The organism is Rhodoplanes sp. JGI PP 4-B12 (genome assembly GCF_900188135.1).
Genome location: NZ_FYEN01000003.1, coordinates 1 through 15,566 on the forward strand (window position 1 = coordinate 1; position 15,566 = coordinate 15,566).

At 61.3% G+C, this 15,566-nt stretch carries 16 protein-coding genes; 8 read left to right on the forward strand and 8 right to left on the reverse strand.

Translation table 11 applies throughout. The features are described from left to right. Positions 1 to 276, reverse strand: a 276-nt coding sequence (locus CFA80_RS01130; protein WP_143549648.1) for a hypothetical protein, incomplete at its 3' end; no start/stop codon positions are given. On the opposite strand from CFA80_RS01130, the gene CFA80_RS00255 reads away from it, so the two are divergent. From CFA80_RS00255 to CFA80_RS00280, 5 genes are all read left to right on the forward strand, one after another. Then, positions 265 to 1,881: a molybdopterin cofactor-binding domain-containing protein gene (locus CFA80_RS00255; RefSeq protein WP_245281130.1), complete on the forward strand. Its 1,617-nt coding sequence runs from the start codon at positions 265 to 267 to the stop codon at positions 1,879 to 1,881. The two genes, CFA80_RS01130 and CFA80_RS00255, sit on opposite strands and share 12 nt — an antisense overlap. A gap of 201 nt (positions 1,882 to 2,082) precedes the next feature. Beyond that, positions 2,083 to 3,318: a 3-hydroxybenzoate 6-monooxygenase gene (locus CFA80_RS00260; RefSeq protein WP_088518376.1), complete on the forward strand. Its 1,236-nt coding sequence runs from the start codon at positions 2,083 to 2,085 to the stop codon at positions 3,316 to 3,318. A 164-nt stretch (positions 3,319 to 3,482) separates the two neighbouring features. After that, positions 3,483 to 4,787 carry a hypothetical protein gene (locus CFA80_RS00265; protein WP_088518377.1) on the forward strand — a complete coding sequence of 435 codons (1,305 nt, stop codon included), beginning with the start codon at positions 3,483 to 3,485 and terminating at the stop codon, positions 4,785 to 4,787. Between the two features lie 8 nt (positions 4,788 to 4,795). Beyond that, positions 4,796 to 5,230, forward strand: coding sequence for a hypothetical protein (locus CFA80_RS00270; protein WP_143549649.1), 435 nt, complete (start codon positions 4,796 to 4,798; stop codon positions 5,228 to 5,230). A gap of 838 nt (positions 5,231 to 6,068) precedes the next feature. Next, a complete protein-coding gene (locus CFA80_RS00280; RefSeq protein WP_088518380.1) occupies positions 6,069 to 6,512 on the forward strand; it encodes a hypothetical protein in 444 nt (147 codons plus the stop codon). Between the two features lie 83 nt (positions 6,513 to 6,595). Here CFA80_RS00280 and CFA80_RS00285 read toward each other — a convergent pair whose 3' ends face one another. Further along, on the reverse strand, positions 6,596 to 6,811 hold the full coding sequence (locus tag CFA80_RS00285) for a hypothetical protein (RefSeq protein ID WP_088518381.1): 216 nt from the start codon (positions 6,809 to 6,811) through the stop codon (positions 6,596 to 6,598). Beyond that, the gene (locus CFA80_RS00290; protein ID WP_088518382.1) at positions 6,808 to 7,533 is read right to left on the reverse strand and encodes a VOC family protein; all 726 of its coding nucleotides are present in this window, start codon (positions 7,531 to 7,533) and stop codon (positions 6,808 to 6,810) included. Before CFA80_RS00290 ends, CFA80_RS00285 begins: the two co-directional genes overlap by 4 nt. A 348-nt stretch (positions 7,534 to 7,881) precedes the next feature. Here CFA80_RS00290 and CFA80_RS00295 point away from each other — a divergent pair, with 348 nt between their 5' ends. Then, a complete protein-coding gene (locus CFA80_RS00295; RefSeq protein WP_088518383.1) occupies positions 7,882 to 8,841 on the forward strand; it encodes a fumarylacetoacetate hydrolase family protein in 960 nt (319 codons plus the stop codon). 53 nt (positions 8,842 to 8,894) lie between these two features. Here the strand turns inward: CFA80_RS00295 and CFA80_RS00300 are convergent, their stop codons facing one another. Beyond that, positions 8,895 to 9,200 (reverse strand): tail fiber domain-containing protein, encoded by a 306-nt coding sequence (locus CFA80_RS00300; RefSeq protein WP_088518384.1) that lies wholly within the window; start codon positions 9,198 to 9,200, stop codon positions 8,895 to 8,897. Between the two features lie 91 nt (positions 9,201 to 9,291). Next, positions 9,292 to 9,888, reverse strand: coding sequence for an outer membrane beta-barrel protein (locus tag CFA80_RS00305; RefSeq protein ID WP_159454597.1), 597 nt, complete (start codon positions 9,886 to 9,888; stop codon positions 9,292 to 9,294). Positions 9,889 to 10,191: 303 nt separating this feature from the next. Between CFA80_RS00305 and CFA80_RS00310 the strand changes: the two genes are divergently transcribed. Next, positions 10,192 to 10,485, forward strand: a complete 294-nt coding sequence (locus CFA80_RS00310; RefSeq protein WP_088518387.1) for an HU family DNA-binding protein — start codon at positions 10,192 to 10,194, stop codon at positions 10,483 to 10,485. A 396-nt stretch (positions 10,486 to 10,881) separates the two neighbouring features. Here CFA80_RS00310 and CFA80_RS00315 read toward each other — a convergent pair whose 3' ends face one another. The 3 genes from CFA80_RS00315 to CFA80_RS00325 form a co-directional block, all read right to left on the reverse strand. Beyond that, complete coding sequence (locus CFA80_RS00315) at positions 10,882 to 12,084, reverse strand: hypothetical protein (RefSeq protein ID WP_088518386.1); 1,203 nt, start codon at positions 12,082 to 12,084, stop codon at positions 10,882 to 10,884. Between the two features lie 164 nt (positions 12,085 to 12,248). After that, complete coding sequence (locus CFA80_RS00320; RefSeq protein ID WP_088518376.1) at positions 12,249 to 13,484, reverse strand: 3-hydroxybenzoate 6-monooxygenase; 1,236 nt, start codon at positions 13,482 to 13,484, stop codon at positions 12,249 to 12,251. A gap of 201 nt (positions 13,485 to 13,685) precedes the next feature. Next, positions 13,686 to 15,356: a molybdopterin cofactor-binding domain-containing protein gene (locus tag CFA80_RS00325; RefSeq protein WP_088518375.1), complete on the reverse strand. Its 1,671-nt coding sequence runs from the start codon at positions 15,354 to 15,356 to the stop codon at positions 13,686 to 13,688. Here CFA80_RS00325 and CFA80_RS01135 point away from each other — a divergent pair. After that, on the forward strand, positions 15,291 to 15,566 hold a 276-nt coding region (locus tag CFA80_RS01135; protein ID WP_143549648.1), incomplete at its 3' end, for a hypothetical protein. The genes CFA80_RS00325 and CFA80_RS01135 overlap by 66 nt on opposite strands.

Consider the following 15,566-nt stretch of genomic DNA (forward strand, 5'->3'; position numbering starts at 1 on the left):
GTCCGGATCGCCGGCGTTCAGAAGGCGCTCGAAGGTGAGATTGTCACCAAGCTCGGGATGAATCACCGGCGTCTTGGCATCGAGCGCAGTTTCCGGATCGGTCACCGCGGGCAGCACCTCATAGTCGACCTCGACCAGCGCGCAGGCGTCCTCGGCTTCGGCGCGGCTCTTGGCCACCACGGCGCACACGGCTTCGCCTAGCATCTCGGGCTGGAAGAGCATCAAGTTCGCGTCGTCACCAATGATGTCGGCGGCTCGTTCGGCATCAAGGTGCATGTCTATGCCGACGAGATGGCGACGGCGGCGCTAGCGAAATTGCTCAAGCGGCCGGTCAAATTCGTCGCCGATCGGCTGGAAAGCTTCGTTACCGACATTCACGCCCGCGATCATCGCGTCCATGCGAAGATTGGCGTCAAGCGCGACGGCACGATCACCGCCTTCGCGATCGACGATCTGACCGGAATCGGACCCTATTCGGTCTATCCGCGCACCAGCGGCATCGAAGCCAATCAGGTCGTCAATCTGGTGGGCGGATCCTATACCTGCCCGAATTACCGCGCCCGCGCCCGCGTCGTTTTTCAGAACAAGAACGTGATGTGCCAGTACCGCGCCGTCGGCCACCCGATCGCGACCGCAGTCACTGAGGGCCTTGTCGAACTGGCGGCGGCCAAGATCGGCATGGATGTCGCCGAAATGCGGCGGCGCAATCTTTTCGCCGACGACAAATATCCGGCGACGAGCGCCTCCGGCTTGAAATTCGAACGCTTGTCGCATCATGCCGCGCTCGACAAGATTTTGCGCATGATGGATTACACGGGCCTGCGCGCTGAGCAGGCGCGCCTGCGCGCGCAAGACATCCATCGCGGCATCGGGCTTGCCTCGTTCATCGAGGTCACCAATCCGTCGGCGGCGTTCTATGGCGTCGGCGGCGCCCGCATCTCCTCGCAAGACGGCGCCACGGTGCGGCTCGACGCCACCGGCGCGGTATTCTGCCATTCCGGCGTCACCGAGCAGGGGCAGGGCGCCGAGTCGGTGCTGGCGCAATGCGTCGCCACCTCGTTCGGCGTGCCGATCGAGCGCGTGCGCGTCGTCACCGGCGACACCGACAACACGCCCTATGGCGGCGGCACCTGGGCGTCGCGCGCCGCCGGCATCGGCGGCGAAGCCGCCTGGCAGGCCGGCAAGGCGCTGCGCGCCAATGTGCTCGCCGCCGCCGCGTCAATCTTGCAGGCCGATCCGCAGGCGCTCGATATCCGGGGCGGCATCGTCGTCGATGCCGATACCGGCCGCGAGCGCATGCCGCTTGAAGAAGTCGCGCGCGTCGTTTATTTCCGGCCTGACACGCTGCCGCCCGGCTTTCAGGCTGAATTCATGGTGACGCGCCACTACGTGCCGCGCGCCTGGCCGTTCGCTTTCACCAATGGCGTGCAGGCCTCTTATCTGGAAGTCGATATCAAAACCGGGCAGGTGAGCCTGCTCAAGCACTGGTGCGTCGAAGATTGCGGCACGGTGATCAATCCGCAGCTCGTCGATGAGCAGATCCGCGGAGGCATCGTGCAGGGCATCGGCGGCGCCTTGTTTGAGCACTGCCTCTACGACGAGGCCGGCCAGCTCCTCAATGCCAACATGATGGATTATCTGGTGCCGATGGCGGCGGAAATGCCGGATATCGAGGTCGGCCATGTGGTGACGCCGACCGCGGATTCCGAGCTCGGTGCCAAAGGCGCGGGCGAGGCGGGCACTGCCGGCGCGCCAGCCTGCGTGATGAATGCGATCAATGATGCGCTGCGTCCGCTCGGCGCCGCGCCGATCGTGCAGATGCCGATCACCCCGGAGCGCGTGCTCGCCGCGCTGCGCGGCCTGTCGCATGTGGATGACTGAAAAGTTTTCCTCCCCCTGAAAGGGGGAGGTCGGCGGCCCGCAGGCCGCCGGGTGGGGGTCAATAGCGCGAGGCAGTCTGACCCCTCCCCGACGCGCTTCGCGCGCCGACCCTCCCCTTTCAGGGGAGGGTAAACGCGTTGGCGAATGGTCCCTCCCACAGGGAGGGACTCTTCTAATGAACCGCAAGCGGAGCAGGCCGCCATGCCATCCTGGAAAAACGAACAAGTGCTGATCGTCGGCGGCGGCATTGGCGGGCTGACCGCCGCTTTGGCGCTCGCGCGCCAAGGCATTGCCTCGCAGGTCATCGAGCAGGCCGGCGAGTTCAAGGAGATCGGCGCCGGCATCCAGCTCGGGCCGAACGTGTTCTGGATGTTCGAAAGGCTCGGCCTGATCGAACCGGTCAGCGCGCTCGCGGTGTTTCCCGAAAATCTGGTGATGCTGGATTCCATCACCGGCGAGGAAGTCACGCGCATTCCGCTCGGCGATGCGTTCCGCAAAAAATTTCATCATCCTTACGCGCTCATCCATCGCGGCGATTTGCACCGCGTGCTGCTCGATGCTTGCCGTAAATCCAATCTGATCCGGCTCGATGCCGCGCAGAAAATCGTCGCGGTCGATGAGGTCAATGGCGGCATCAAAGCCAAGACCGCAAGCGGCAAGGACTATCGCGGCGCCGCCTTGATCGGCGCCGACGGATTATGGTCGACCATTCGCGAAATCGTGGTCGGCGACGGCAAGCCGAAGCCGGCCGGCCACATCACCTATCGCGCCGTGCTGCCGATGCCGGAAATTCCGGAGCAGTACCGCTGGCACAACATGACCTTGTGGGCCGGCGAGAAGGTGCATTTCGTGCTCTATCCGCTGCGCACCGGCGAACTCTACAACCTCGTCGCCGTGTTTCACTCCAATCGCTACGAGGAAGGCTGGGACAGCTACGGCGATCCGGCCGAGCTGCACGAGCGCTTCGCGGCGACCTGCGCGCCGGTGCGCGCGCTCCTCAACAAGATCGAAAGCTGGCGCATGTGGGTGCTATGCGACCGGCCGCCGATCAAGGAATGGAGCCGCGGCCGCATCACGCTTCTCGGCGACGCCGCGCATCCGATGCTGCAATATCTGGCGCAAGGCGCCGCCATGGCGGTCGAGGATGCGGTCTGCCTTGCCGATAAAGCGGTCGCGGCGGACGGCGATTATGCGGCGGCGTTCCGCGCCTATCAGCAGGCGCGTTACCTGCGCACCGGCCGCGTCCAGATCATGGCGCGCGTCTACGGCGAATTTTATCACGCCGGCGGCGTCGCCAAGGAGCTGCGCAACATGATGCTCGGCGCGCGCACCCCGGAAGAAGCGATGGCCGGCATGGAATGGATTTACGGCGAGCAGAAAGAGTTGACGCGGGGTGGGGCGGGGATGGCGCGCGAATCATTGGGAGTGACGCGCTAATTCTCGTTCCCCGCTAGCTGGAGAACCGGCCTGGCGGGACGCACGGGGCCCGGTAGTTAACTACCAGAAAAGTCAAAGCTTTTTCTTTGATTATAGGTACTGGAAAAAGCCGTCTGTCATTTTTTCATTGACACATATGTCCGCTTTTTGGTGACAGAGCGGGAATGTTTCATCCCCTCTGGCGTTTGAGCGAAGCGGGCGCGGACAATCTTGGCCTCGCTTGCAACGAGCAAGGTCTGGTTCTCGGCCGCACGCCGCTCATTAAACGGCGCGGCGGTCGCTTTGTCGTACGCGACGCGCGCGACATCCAACGACTGCTCAGCCGGGCCTACCGGACGGACGTCGACGCAGGGCCGCTCTTGGGCGGGCTTGCGACCGTTGCGGCTGCGTTGAACGCCCACGACTTGCTGCTCGCGCGAATCGCGGCAGTGCATTTGCGGATTCCCGACTTGCCGGATCAAGCGGCGCGCAATGCGTTAGAGGCGGAGGATCGGCTCATCAAACATGGCTGCGATGTAGTCGTCGCTAAATACGGCGATGCGAATTGGGATCCGGAGCAACATCCGCGCACCGGCACCGCGCCAAATCCGGGCTGGTTTGCGTCCACGGATGGATCGGGCGGGACATCCCCTGAAGTGCGGGTCGCCGAAAACGGCGAACCTCCGCCCTCATCGGATGGCTCGTCGCCCAGCCCCAACGCGGATTGGGTCAGGCTGCCGCCCGGCGATGACGATATCGACGAATTGCACGACTTGGTGGAATGGATCGCCAATGCGAAGGCGGAGGATGAACCGGCGATACGCGCCGAAATTAAAAAGCACTTTTATGATGTCAGCGATACCCCAGGAGGCAATGCGCTGAACCGTGCGCTCAGCGATGCGCTCGAGGCGGGAAATAACAAAAAAGCGCGGCAGGAGGTTCTCGATAACATCGCGGTCTTTGCAAAAACCGACCCTGCGGCGATGGGTCTGTTGCATGAGCTGTTGCCGGCCCTGCTCATGTTGCCGCGCGCAGCCATCGGGAGAGCGGGAGGAGCCGCCGCCGTCGAAGGCGAAGCAGGGGCGGCCGCGGCCGGTGCTGCCGCCGAGAATCCGTGGAAAATGGGTTGGGCCAAGCGGGGAAATTACTTCAATGACAAACTCGGCGCGAATTTGCCTCGCACGTTTGCGGGGATCGATCGATGGGAAAACGGCGTCGCGACCAGCATCAAATCAATTGACTTGAATGCAGCCACGTATCAGGACAGCGCACGTCTTACGTATCGGCTAAATGACTACATAAACAAGCTGACAACTTATCCGGGCGGCAGGATGGGGACCATGGATATTGCCGCGTCGGCAATTGAGAGCCGGGTTCTGAGCATTGCCATTCCGAAAGGCAGCATCACACCGGTACAGCGGGCAGCGATCGATGCAGCGCGAGTTCGCGCACGTGGTTTGGGCGTTGAACTCATCGCCACAGAGTTTTAGGGAGGATCATGAATCACCATATCTATCTAAGAAATGGCGTTGTTTATCTTCCCACGATGGGAATGATGGGCAAAGGATTTTATCGCGGTGTCGAGCCGGTCGCCGTTGTCTCTGTTGAAAACACCGAAGCGTTACGTCAAGCATTGAAGGCGACGATGGCGCGCGGAAACCCCGCCGTGCCGCAGCCGCAACGACGAGACGACTGGCCGCCTCCGGTGGTCCTTCAATATGCCAGAGTGAAGAGCTGGTCGGCATTTGAGCGTGGTATCCAATTTTGGACGCTTACTAAGGAAAATATCTTTCGGATACGCGGTCAAAAAAAGCAGCCGGATCGAATGTGGAGGGACGATCCGGAACAAACAATTACATTCCCGCCTGGCGCGTCGGTGGAAAACGTTATCGACCGCACGATCGCGATCTTGCAGGACGCTGCGCGAAAATAATCGAGCGGCGGGTTGTACCGGGCGTCATTGCCGGACTTGATCCGGCAATCCATGCGGCGAATCAGCAATCTTGACTGGAATGGCACAGAATTCAGCCGGCGCGGCGTAAAGCACGCTCTTGTAGCCTGGATGAAGCGGAGCAAAATCCAGGATAGGGCGTGAGGATGTCGCTCCCGGATTACGCTGCACTCTATCCGGGCTACTAGCTGCGATCGACGCGGTACGTGAAAGAGCAAGAAACGCCGGAATCAATCTGATCATTACAGAGTTATAGGAACGACCATACATTTCAATCTGTATTTACGAAAGGGTACCTTGTTTGCGCCAACGACGGGCTTGGTTCACAGGGGCTTGTATCGTGATATGGAGCCGGTGGCTGTCGCCCCGCTTTCGAATCCGGACGGCGTGCGGCAGGCCATCCGTTCCGCGATAGCCCGAGGCAATCCAACAGCACCGCGTTATCTGCGCGACAGTTTTCCTCAACCGGCCGTTGTCAAATACGCGGGTGTCAAATCATGGTCGGCGTTTGCGCGCGGCACGTTGCCCTGGGGCATCAACGAAAGCGACGGAAATTATCAAATCGTAGGCTATTACCTCCACCCTGATGGATGGCGAGAAGATCCCGAACAAAAATAGATCTTCCGGTCGGATCGACTGTCGATGACGTTATCGATCGCATGATTACGATCTTGCAGGAGGCGGCGCAGAAATGATCAAGAAGCATTGCTCATCGACTGTCATTGGCCGACGTGATCCGGTAATCCATATGGCAGATGGTGTTTTCGAGCGCGCTGGTTTCACTCATCGGTTACGTTAGCTGAATTTTAGGATCGTTACGATGCTGATCACTTGCACATTAAAAGATGGAATCGTCTACGTGCCCACGATCGTAAAGACGGAGGCGGGATTTTACATGCGGCGCGAGCCTGTGGCCGTTGTCCCGGCCGCCAATACCGATGCGTTGTGGCGTGCATTCCAGGATGTGATGGCAAAGGGAAACGAGATCGTACCGACGCCCAAGCGTGACGCTTATCCGCCTCCCGTCTTGCCGAAATACGCCGGCGCAAAGAATTGGTCCGCGTTTATGAAAGGTGCGTTCGAGTGGGCAATCAACGAGGACAACGGGAACTACGAAGTAGTTCCGTATCACAAGGATCCTGAGGGAAGCCAAGCTTGGGTCGCAGACAAGGAGCGTAAAACGCAATTTCCCGTCGGAACCGCGCGCAACGAGGTGATTGAGCAGATGATCAAGATCATTCAAACCACCGCGAGTACTAGATGACGCGCGAGTCAATATTCTGACCGGATGTTTGTTCGGAGGCCCAGCATGGATGCCCGGGTCGAGCCCGGGCATGACGTGGTGGTTTAGGCGTGACCGCCCGCGTGCAATCCGCTCCGCGCAACGCCGGCTCCTGTCTCCGCTCGATTGAAATCCGGCAGCGGCGGCGGACCCCAGACGGTGGTCTTGCCTGCTACCCAAGTCTTCGGCCGTTGCGGCGTGTCCTGGTGCCATGGCCGCGGCTCGAAATAGCCGAGCTCTTCGTCGATCATCTGATCGAGTTCGCAGAACAGTTCGATCACCTGATCGTCCGGATTGCGGTGATAGGTGGCGATGTTGTGGCCCGGCCCGTGGCGCAGCGGCCCCCCCAGATGATGGGGATTTTCTTCTGCCCGAAAAGGTCGCATGAATTCTGCAGGTGAATGAAATCTTTCAGCTCGAACGCCATGTGATGCAATTTGACGTTGCTGCCGCGGATGAAATTGACCGTGTGGTGGTCGATATTGCAGCGCATGAAGACGAAGAAATCGTCGATCCAGTCGGAGACGCGGAAGCCAAGCACCTTGGAATAGAACTCCGCGGTCTGCTGCGGGCTCTCGACCACGAAAGCGATGTGGCCGAGTTTTAACGGCCCGACGCCGTGATGCTGCAAATGCTTGCCGACATAGCTCCATTCCTTGAACAGGGCGATCGTGGTGCCCTTGTTGTCGTTGAACGTCAGCACCGGCCCGATGCCGGGAATGGAATCGTTGCGCCGCTCGCTTTTGATGCCGTCCTTCTCCAGCTCCCGGGCGAGCGCGCCGAAATCCGAATTCGGCGCCACCTCGAATGACAGCGTGGTGCAGCGCTCGGCAGCGCCTTTGTTGATCTGGATGGCGAGCTGACCGACTTTGGTAGCGAGGAACGCGCGATCCTTCTCGCGCTCGGCCAAAACCAGGCCCACCACTTCGGTGTAGTAATCGATCATCCGCTCGACATCGGGGGTTTCGAAGGTGGCATGGCCGATGCGCCGGGGCTTGATCATTGCTGTTCTCCAAGGGTGGCGTTTCTCTTTCTGGAGCAGGAATCAACCACCGCAGCAGCATCAACTCAAGGGCATGCCGGCAGTGCAGGGTTGCAACTTCCCTCTCCCCTCGTGGGAGAGGGCGCTGAGCGAGCATTGGCGAGCGAAGCGGGTGAGGGGCGTCTGAAAGAGCAACCCCTCACCCCGCTCGTGCATCGCTAACGCGCTGCACTCGCCTCCCTCTCCCGCAAGGGGAGAGGGAGCATGCAGCTTGGCGGCTTCGGGAACGACTCAGAATGACGTGCGGGAGCCTTGCCAAGTGGCGCCGATCGCGGTTTGGTCGCACGACCTTATTAAGGGGGGAGGGCAATGGCAAAAGCCGCCGGCTACAAACTCGCGACCTATCAATCGAGCGACGGTGCGCGCGCGGGCGTTATTATCGGCGATCAAGTTTTTGACGCCGCGGCGCTGACCCGTAGAGCGGCTTATGCGAGCGTGCTCGGCATTCTCGCGGATTGGCGAACCGCGGACGCTGCCTTGCGCAAAGCCGCAGCCGGCCTCGGCAAAAGTCCGGGCAAAGGGCGCGGCAAAAGCCGCGTAAAAAGCCGGCCGCTTGGCAAAACCCGGTTGCTGGCGCCGGTGCGATTTCCTTCCGCGATCTATTGCGCCGGCTCGAATTACGCCGACCACGCTGCCGAGATGGCGGCGCGCGACAACCGGCCGCCGCCGCCCGATCCGCACACGCTTGGCCTGAAGGCCTGGCATTTCCTCAAAGCCTCGCGCTCGCTCGCCGATCCAGGATCGCGCGTGAAGATTTCCGGCTATTCCCAACAAATGGATTGGGAGATCGAGCTCGCCGCCGTGATCGGCCGCGCCGCCAAGGAAGTGGCGGCGAAAAACGCGCTCAGCTATGTCGCCGGCTACACCATCGCCAACGATCTCTCGGCGCGCGATCGCGGCCGCCGCGCCAATATGCCGGACGCCTCGCCGTTCAAATGGGACTGGACCAAGCACAAGACGTTCGAGGGCTCGTGCCCGCTCGGTCCCTGGATCGTGCCGGCGAGCGACATCGGCGATCCGCAGAAGCTCGGGCTTAAATTGTGGGTCAATGGCGTGCTCAAGCAGGACTCTAATACCAGCGAAATGATCTATACGCTGGCCGAGCAGATCGAGCAGCTATCGGCCGGCATGACGCTTTATCCCGGCGACATTATTCTCACCGGCACGCCGGCCGGCGTCGGCGCCGGGCGCGGCGAGTTCCTCAAAGCCGGCGACACCGTCAAGCTCTGGATCGAAAAGATCGGCGAGATCGAAAACCGGATGGTGTGACGCGCGCATCAACAGCAATGCAGTGTGACATTCGTAAATGTCCAACCTGAGAATTAAAGGCGCTTACCTTTGCTGACGGCCTCCCATTCCGGCAGCGTCATCAATTTTAAGCCGAGGCGGCCATAGTCCACCCGCAGATAATCGTCGAGCGCGTTTCGAACGATGGCATCGGGCCGTATCAGGGCAACCTCTTGCGCCATCACGCCGACATAGACGGTGTCGCTCCATAGGTAACGATAGCGGTAGAGACCAAGGCCATCGTCGCGGCGCCCCACCATTGTGACGTCACGCTTGAGCCGAATGTCGGAGGGAAAACCCGGAAAAAAAATGAATAGCTTGCGCTGGTGTCGTTTCCCCATGCTCCGCCAACGTGGCCGCCGCCGTATGCGCCTTCCCATGGTCCGTGCGGTCGCCGATCAGCTGGCGAAAACAGCCAAGTCAGGCCAACAGTCACCGCCTGAAACCGTTCGTGCTGGCGCTCTGAGTTGAAAATCCCGCGCCACCGCTGGTCGCTGATGAAGCTAAGTTGACTGTGCCTAGATCCACGTACTGGTAGTCGAGACTGACGATCACGTTGGGTTGCCACAAATAGCTAATGCCGCCGCCGGCGACCCAACCGGTTCTCACAGCAGATGTTTGCGCGCTGAGAAACAGTGGTGGTGGAAAGGCAGAAAGGCTGCTGCTCAAACTGACATGGCCGTAAGCCAGGCCGCCGGTGCCGTAGAGCAGGAACGGTCCCGAAGACCATCCGACGCGCCCGCGCACGGTGCCATACCAGTCTATGTCGGCATTGACGTTGGCCGGAACAGCAAAGATACCCGGCAATACGGTGTTTGCCTGGCTGTTGAGATGCGTCGCCGAGATGTCGGCTTCCAGGCCGTACACCCATACACCCTGCTGCCAATTGTAACCCGCTTGAGCACCAGCCAGCCAACTGCTCGCGCTAGCAGAATTTGACGCGACCGCTGGTGTGGCCACGGCTTGAGCGAATGCAGTTCCAGTGATCGCGAGTAGCGCAGCGATCGCAAGGATGATTTTGAGCTTCATTCTGCCCCCCCGAATCGTCGGTCGACAGGCGCCGAGCTGGCAAATCGGCAATAGCGCGAGGAAGCGACGCCGGTCATTGCAAGCGACGAGACTAAGATAGCGGTGTGCTTGCCCGAGCGACATCGGGACTGTGCAGAATGCCGTTGAATTTCAATGTCTGTGGCAATCTGGTGACATGGGACTAAGTCTCGGAAGTCTGCCTTGATCTGATGATTAGACAGCCCAAAGGGCCGCGAATCAGATAAACACTCTTAATTCGTCAGACTGACGCGCCTTGGGGAGGTATCCATGGCACCTAACGCTATGAGTCAAAAGTCCAGTCGCTCAGTTACGCTTAAGCACCTCGCGGCCAGCATGGCCAAAGAGCATCACCTAACGAAACGGATGGGGCACGTTCTTCTCCACGATCTCATCGGCCTGATCACCAAGCATCTGAAAAAGGGGGAGCGCATCCGCATTGCCGGTCTTGGTATCTTGCAAGTAAGGAAGCGCGCCGCGCGCATGGGGCGTAATCCCGCAACCGGCGAGCCGATCCAGATCAAGGCGGGCAAGAAAGTCGCGTTCCGGGCGAGCAAGGAATTGAAACTCGCCGCCTAAAGCATGATCCCGAAAAGGCCTGCCCTCGGACTTGATCCGAGGGTGGGAACCGGTTTCCCGCCTACGCGAAGCCCTTAGCGGCGGGTTGCACTTTCGTTTGATCCCTCGGTGGGCGAAGGCAGGTCGGAAAAGACCATGCTCAAACAAAAGGCACGATCCCGAAAAGGCCTGCCCTCGGACTTGATCCGAGGGTGGGAACCGGTTTCGGAAAAGGTCATGAAATTCGCCCCGTCAACATCGTTGGCGGGGCATTTTCTTTTCTGATGCAGCCTGACACGGCCAAACGAAGAGCTTTGCCCAGTCTCCGTTTTGTCGCGTGCGGCCCATTGGAACTCTCCCGATTTTGCTGCGTTCTTTGTCCAGCAAAATGGCGATCGGGAGAGGTGCCATGGCTATTCAGAGGCAGGAGCAAGCGGTACGGGAAAAACTCGTCGGGTACGTGTTTCTTGCCAGCCTGGCGGCCGGATAAGTTGTCAGCTTGTTTATGTAGTCATTTAGCCGATACGTAAGACGTGCGCTGTCCTGATACGTGGCTGCATTCAAGTCAATTGATTTGATGCTGGTCGCGACGCCGTTTTCCCATCGATCGATCCCCGCAAACGTGCGAGGCAAATTCGCGCCGAGTTTGTCATTGAAGTAATTTCCCCGCTTGGCCCAACCCATTTTCCACGGATTCTCGGCGGCAGCACCGGCCGCGGCCGCCCCTGCTTCGCCTTCGACGGCGGCGGCTCCTCCCGCTCTCCCGATGGCTGCGCGCGGCAACATGAGCAGGGCCGGCAACAGCTCATGCAACAGACCCATCGCCGCAGGGTCGGTTTTTGCAAAGACCGCGATGTTATCGAGAACCTCCTGCCGCGCTTTTTTGTTATTTCCCGCCTCGAGCGCATCGCTGAGCGCACGGTTCAGCGCATTGCCTCCTGGGGTATCGCTGACATCATAAAAGTGCTTTTTAATTTCGGCGCGTATCGCCGGTTCATCCTCCGCCTTCGCATTGGCGATCCATTCCACCAAGTCGTGCAATTCGTCGATATCGTCATCGCCGGGCGGCAGCCTGACCCAATCCGCGTTGGGGCTGGGCGACGAGCCATCCGATGAGGGCGGAGGTTCGCCGTTTTCGGCGACCCGCACTTCAGGGGATGTCCCGCCCGATCCATCCGTGGACGCAAACCAGCCCGGATTTGGCGCGGTGCCGGTGCGCGGATGTTGCTCCGGATCCCAATTCGCATCGCCGTATTTAGCGACGACTACATCGCAGCCATGTTTGATGAGCCGATCCTCCGCCTCTAACGCATTGCGCGCCGCTTGATCCGGCAAGTCGGGAATCCGCAAATGCACTGCCGCGATTCGCGCGAGCAGCAAGTCGTGGGCGTTCAACGCAGCCGCAACGGTCGCAAGCCCGCCCAAGAGCGGCCCTGCGTCGACGTCCGTCCGGTAGGCCCGGCTGAGCAGTCGTTGGATGTCGCGCGCGTCGCGTACGACAAAGCGACCGCCGCGCCGTTTAATGAGCGGCGTGCGGCCGAGAACCAGACCTTGCTCGTTGCAAGCGAGGCCAAGATTGTCCGCGCCCGCTTCGCTCAAACGCCAGAGGGGATGAAACATTCCCGCTCTGTCACCAAAAAGCGGACATATGTGTCAATGAAAAAATGACAGACGGCTTTTTCCAGTACCTATAATCAAAGAAAAAGCTTTGACTTTTCTGGTAGTTAACTACCGGGCCCCGTGCGTCCCGCCAGGCCGGTTCTCCAGCTAGCGGGGAACGAGAATTAGCGCGTCACTCCCAATGATTCGCGCGCCATCCCCGCCCCACCCCGCGTCAACTCTTTCTGCTCGCCGTAAATCCATTCCATGCCGGCCATCGCTTCTTCCGGGGTGCGCGCGCCGAGCATCATGTTGCGCAGCTCCTTGGCGACGCCGCCGGCGTGATAAAATTCGCCGTAGACGCGCGCCATGATCTGGACGCGGCCGGTGCGCAGGTAACGCGCCTGCTGATAGGCGCGGAACGCCGCCGCATAATCGCCGTCCGCCGCGACCGCTTTATCGGCAAGGCAGACCGCATCCTCGACCGCCATGGCGGCGCCTTGCGCCAGATATTGCAGCATCGGATGCGCGGCGTCGCCGAGAAGCGTGATGCGGCCGCGGCTCCATTCCTTGATCGGCGGCCGGTCGCATAGCACCCACATGCGCCAGCTTTCGATCTTGTTGAGGAGCGCGCGCACCGGCGCGCAGGTCGCCGCGAAGCGCTCGTGCAGCTCGGCCGGATCGCCGTAGCTGTCCCAGCCTTCCTCGTAGCGATTGGAGTGAAACACGGCGACGAGGTTGTAGAGTTCGCCGGTGCGCAGCGGATAGAGCACGAAATGCACCTTCTCGCCGGCCCACAAGGTCATGTTGTGCCAGCGGTACTGCTCCGGAATTTCCGGCATCGGCAGCACGGCGCGATAGGTGATGTGGCCGGCCGGCTTCGGCTTGCCGTCGCCGACCACGATTTCGCGAATGGTCGACCATAATCCGTCGGCGCCGATCAAGGCGGCGCCGCGATAGTCCTTGCCGCTTGCGGTCTTGGCTTTGATGCCGCCATTGACCTCATCGACCGCGACGATTTTCTGCGCGGCATCGAGCCGGATCAGATTGGATTTACGGCAAGCATCGAGCAGCACGCGGTGCAAATCGCCGCGATGGATGAGCGCGTAAGGATGATGAAATTTTTTGCGGAACGCATCGCCGAGCGGAATGCGCGTGACTTCCTCGCCGGTGATGGAATCCAGCATCACCAGATTTTCGGGAAACACCGCGAGCGCGCTGACCGGTTCGATCAGGCCGAGCCTTTCGAACATCCAGAACACGTTCGGCCCGAGCTGGATGCCGGCGCCGATCTCCTTGAACTCGCCGGCCTGCTCGATGACCTGCGAGGCAATGCCTTGGCGCGCGAGCGCCAAAGCGGCGGTCAGCCCGCCAATGCCGCCGCCGACGATCAGCACTTGTTCGTTTTTCCAGGATGGCATGGCGGCCTGCTCCGCTTGCGGTTCATTAGAAGAGTCCCTCCCTGTGGGAGGGACCATTCGCCAACGCGTTTACCCTCCCCTGAAAGGGGAGGGTCGGCGCGCGAAGCGCGTCGGGGAGGGGTCAGACTGCCTCGCGCTATTGACCCCCACCCGGCGGCCTGCGGGCCGCCGACCTCCCCCTTTCAGGGGGAGGAAAACTTTTCAGTCATCCACATGCGACAGGCCGCGCAGCGCGGCGAGCACGCGCTCCGGGGTGATCGGCATCTGCACGATCGGCGCGGCGCCGAGCGGACGCAGCGCATCATTGATCGCATTCATCACGCAGGCTGGCGCGCCGGCAGTGCCCGCCTCGCCCGCGCCTTTGGCACCGAGCTCGGAATCCGCGGTCGGCGTCACCACATGGCCGACCTCGATATCCGGCATTTCCGCCGCCATCGGCACCAGATAATCCATCATGTTGGCATTGAGGAGCTGGCCGGCCTCGTCGTAGAGGCAGTGCTCAAACAAGGCGCCGCCGATGCCCTGCACGATGCCTCCGCGGATCTGCTCATCGACGAGCTGCGGATTGATCACCGTGCCGCAATCTTCGACGCACCAGTGCTTGAGCAGGCTCACCTGCCCGGTTTTGATATCGACTTCCAGATAAGAGGCCTGCACGCCATTGGTGAAAGCGAACGGCCAGGCGCGCGGCACGTAGTGGCGCGTCACCATGAATTCAGCCTGAAAGCCGGGCGGCAGCGTGTCAGGCCGGAAATAAACGACGCGCGCGACTTCTTCAAGCGGCATGCGCTCGCGGCCGGTATCGGCATCGACGACGATGCCGCCCCGGATATCGAGCGCCTGCGGATCGGCCTGCAAGATTGACGCGGCGGCGGCGAGCACATTGGCGCGCAGCGCCTTGCCGGCCTGCCAGGCGGCTTCGCCGCCGATGCCGGCGGCGCGCGACGCCCAGGTGCCGCCGCCATAGGGCGTGTTGTCGGTGTCGCCGGTGACGACGCGCACGCGCTCGATCGGCACGCCGAACGAGGTGGCGACGCATTGCGCCAGCACCGACTCGGCGCCCTGCCCCTGCTCGGTGACGCCGGAATGGCAGAATACCGCGCCGGTGGCGTCGAGCCGCACCGTGGCGCCGTCTTGCGAGGAGATGCGGGCGCCGCCGACGCCATAGAACGCCGCCGACGGATTGGTGACCTCGATGAACGAGGCAAGCCCGATGCCGCGATGGATGTCTTGCGCGCGCAGGCGCGCCTGCTCAGCGCGCAGGCCCGTGTAATCCATCATGCGCAAAATCTTGTCGAGCGCGGCATGATGCGACAAGCGTTCGAATTTCAAGCCGGAGGCGCTCGTCGCCGGATATTTGTCGTCGGCGAAAAGATTGCGCCGCCGCATTTCGGCGACATCCATGCCGATCTTGGCCGCCGCCAGTTCGACAAGGCCCTCAGTGACTGCGGTCGCGATCGGGTGGCCGACGGCGCGGTACTGGCACATCACGTTCTTGTTCTGAAAAACGACGCGGGCGCGGGCGCGGTAATTCGGGCAGGTATAGGATCCGCCCACCAGATTGACGACCTGATTGGCTTCGATGCCGCTGGTGCGCGGATAGACCGAATAGGGTCCGATTCCGGTCAGATCGTCGATCGCGAAGGCGGTGATCGTGCCGTCGCGCTTGACGCCAATCTTCGCATGGACGCGATGATCGCGGGCGTGAATGTCGGTAACGAAGCTTTCCAGCCGATCGGCGACGAATTTGACCGGCCGCTTGAGCAATTTCGCTAGCGCCGCCGTCGCCATCTCGTCGGCATAGACATGCACCTTGATGCCGAACGAGCCGCCGACATCATTGGTGACGACGCGAACTTGATGCTCTTCCAGCCCGAGATGCTAGGCGAAGCCGTGTGCGCCGTGGTGGCCAAGAGCCGCGCCGAAGCCGAGGACGCCTGCGCGCTGGTCGAGGTCGACTATGAGGTGCTGCCCGCGGTGACCGATCCGGAAACTGCGCTCGATGCCAAGACGCCGGTGATTCATCCCGAGCTTGGTGACAATCTCACCTTCGAGCGCCTTCTGAACGCCGGCGATCCGGAC

Bases quoted from the DNA above. Each gene is read 5' to 3' on its own strand.
- CFA80_RS00260 (WP_088518376.1), top strand. From the start codon at position 2,083: ATGCCATCCTGGAAAAACGAACAAGTGCTGATCGTCGGCGGCGGCATT.
- CFA80_RS00265 (WP_088518377.1), top strand. From the start codon at position 3,483: ATGTTTCATCCCCTCTGGCGTTTGAGCGAAGCGGGCGCGGACAATCTT.
- CFA80_RS00270 (WP_143549649.1), top strand. From the start codon at position 4,796: ATGAATCACCATATCTATCTAAGAAATGGCGTTGTTTATCTTCCCACG.
- CFA80_RS00280 (WP_088518380.1), top strand. From the start codon at position 6,069: ATGCTGATCACTTGCACATTAAAAGATGGAATCGTCTACGTGCCCACG.
- CFA80_RS00290 (WP_088518382.1), bottom strand. From the start codon at position 7,533: ATGATCAAGCCCCGGCGCATCGGCCATGCCACCTTCGAAACCCCCGAT.
- CFA80_RS00295 (WP_088518383.1), top strand. From the start codon at position 7,882: ATGGCAAAAGCCGCCGGCTACAAACTCGCGACCTATCAATCGAGCGAC.
- CFA80_RS00300 (WP_088518384.1), bottom strand. From the start codon at position 9,200: ATGGGGAAACGACACCAGCGCAAGCTATTCATTTTTTTTCCGGGTTTT.
- CFA80_RS00305 (WP_159454597.1), bottom strand. From the start codon at position 9,888: ATGAAGCTCAAAATCATCCTTGCGATCGCTGCGCTACTCGCGATCACT.
- CFA80_RS00310 (WP_088518387.1), top strand. From the start codon at position 10,192: ATGAGTCAAAAGTCCAGTCGCTCAGTTACGCTTAAGCACCTCGCGGCC.
- CFA80_RS00315 (WP_088518386.1), bottom strand. From the start codon at position 12,084: ATGTTTCATCCCCTCTGGCGTTTGAGCGAAGCGGGCGCGGACAATCTT.
- CFA80_RS00320 (WP_088518376.1), bottom strand. From the start codon at position 13,484: ATGCCATCCTGGAAAAACGAACAAGTGCTGATCGTCGGCGGCGGCATT.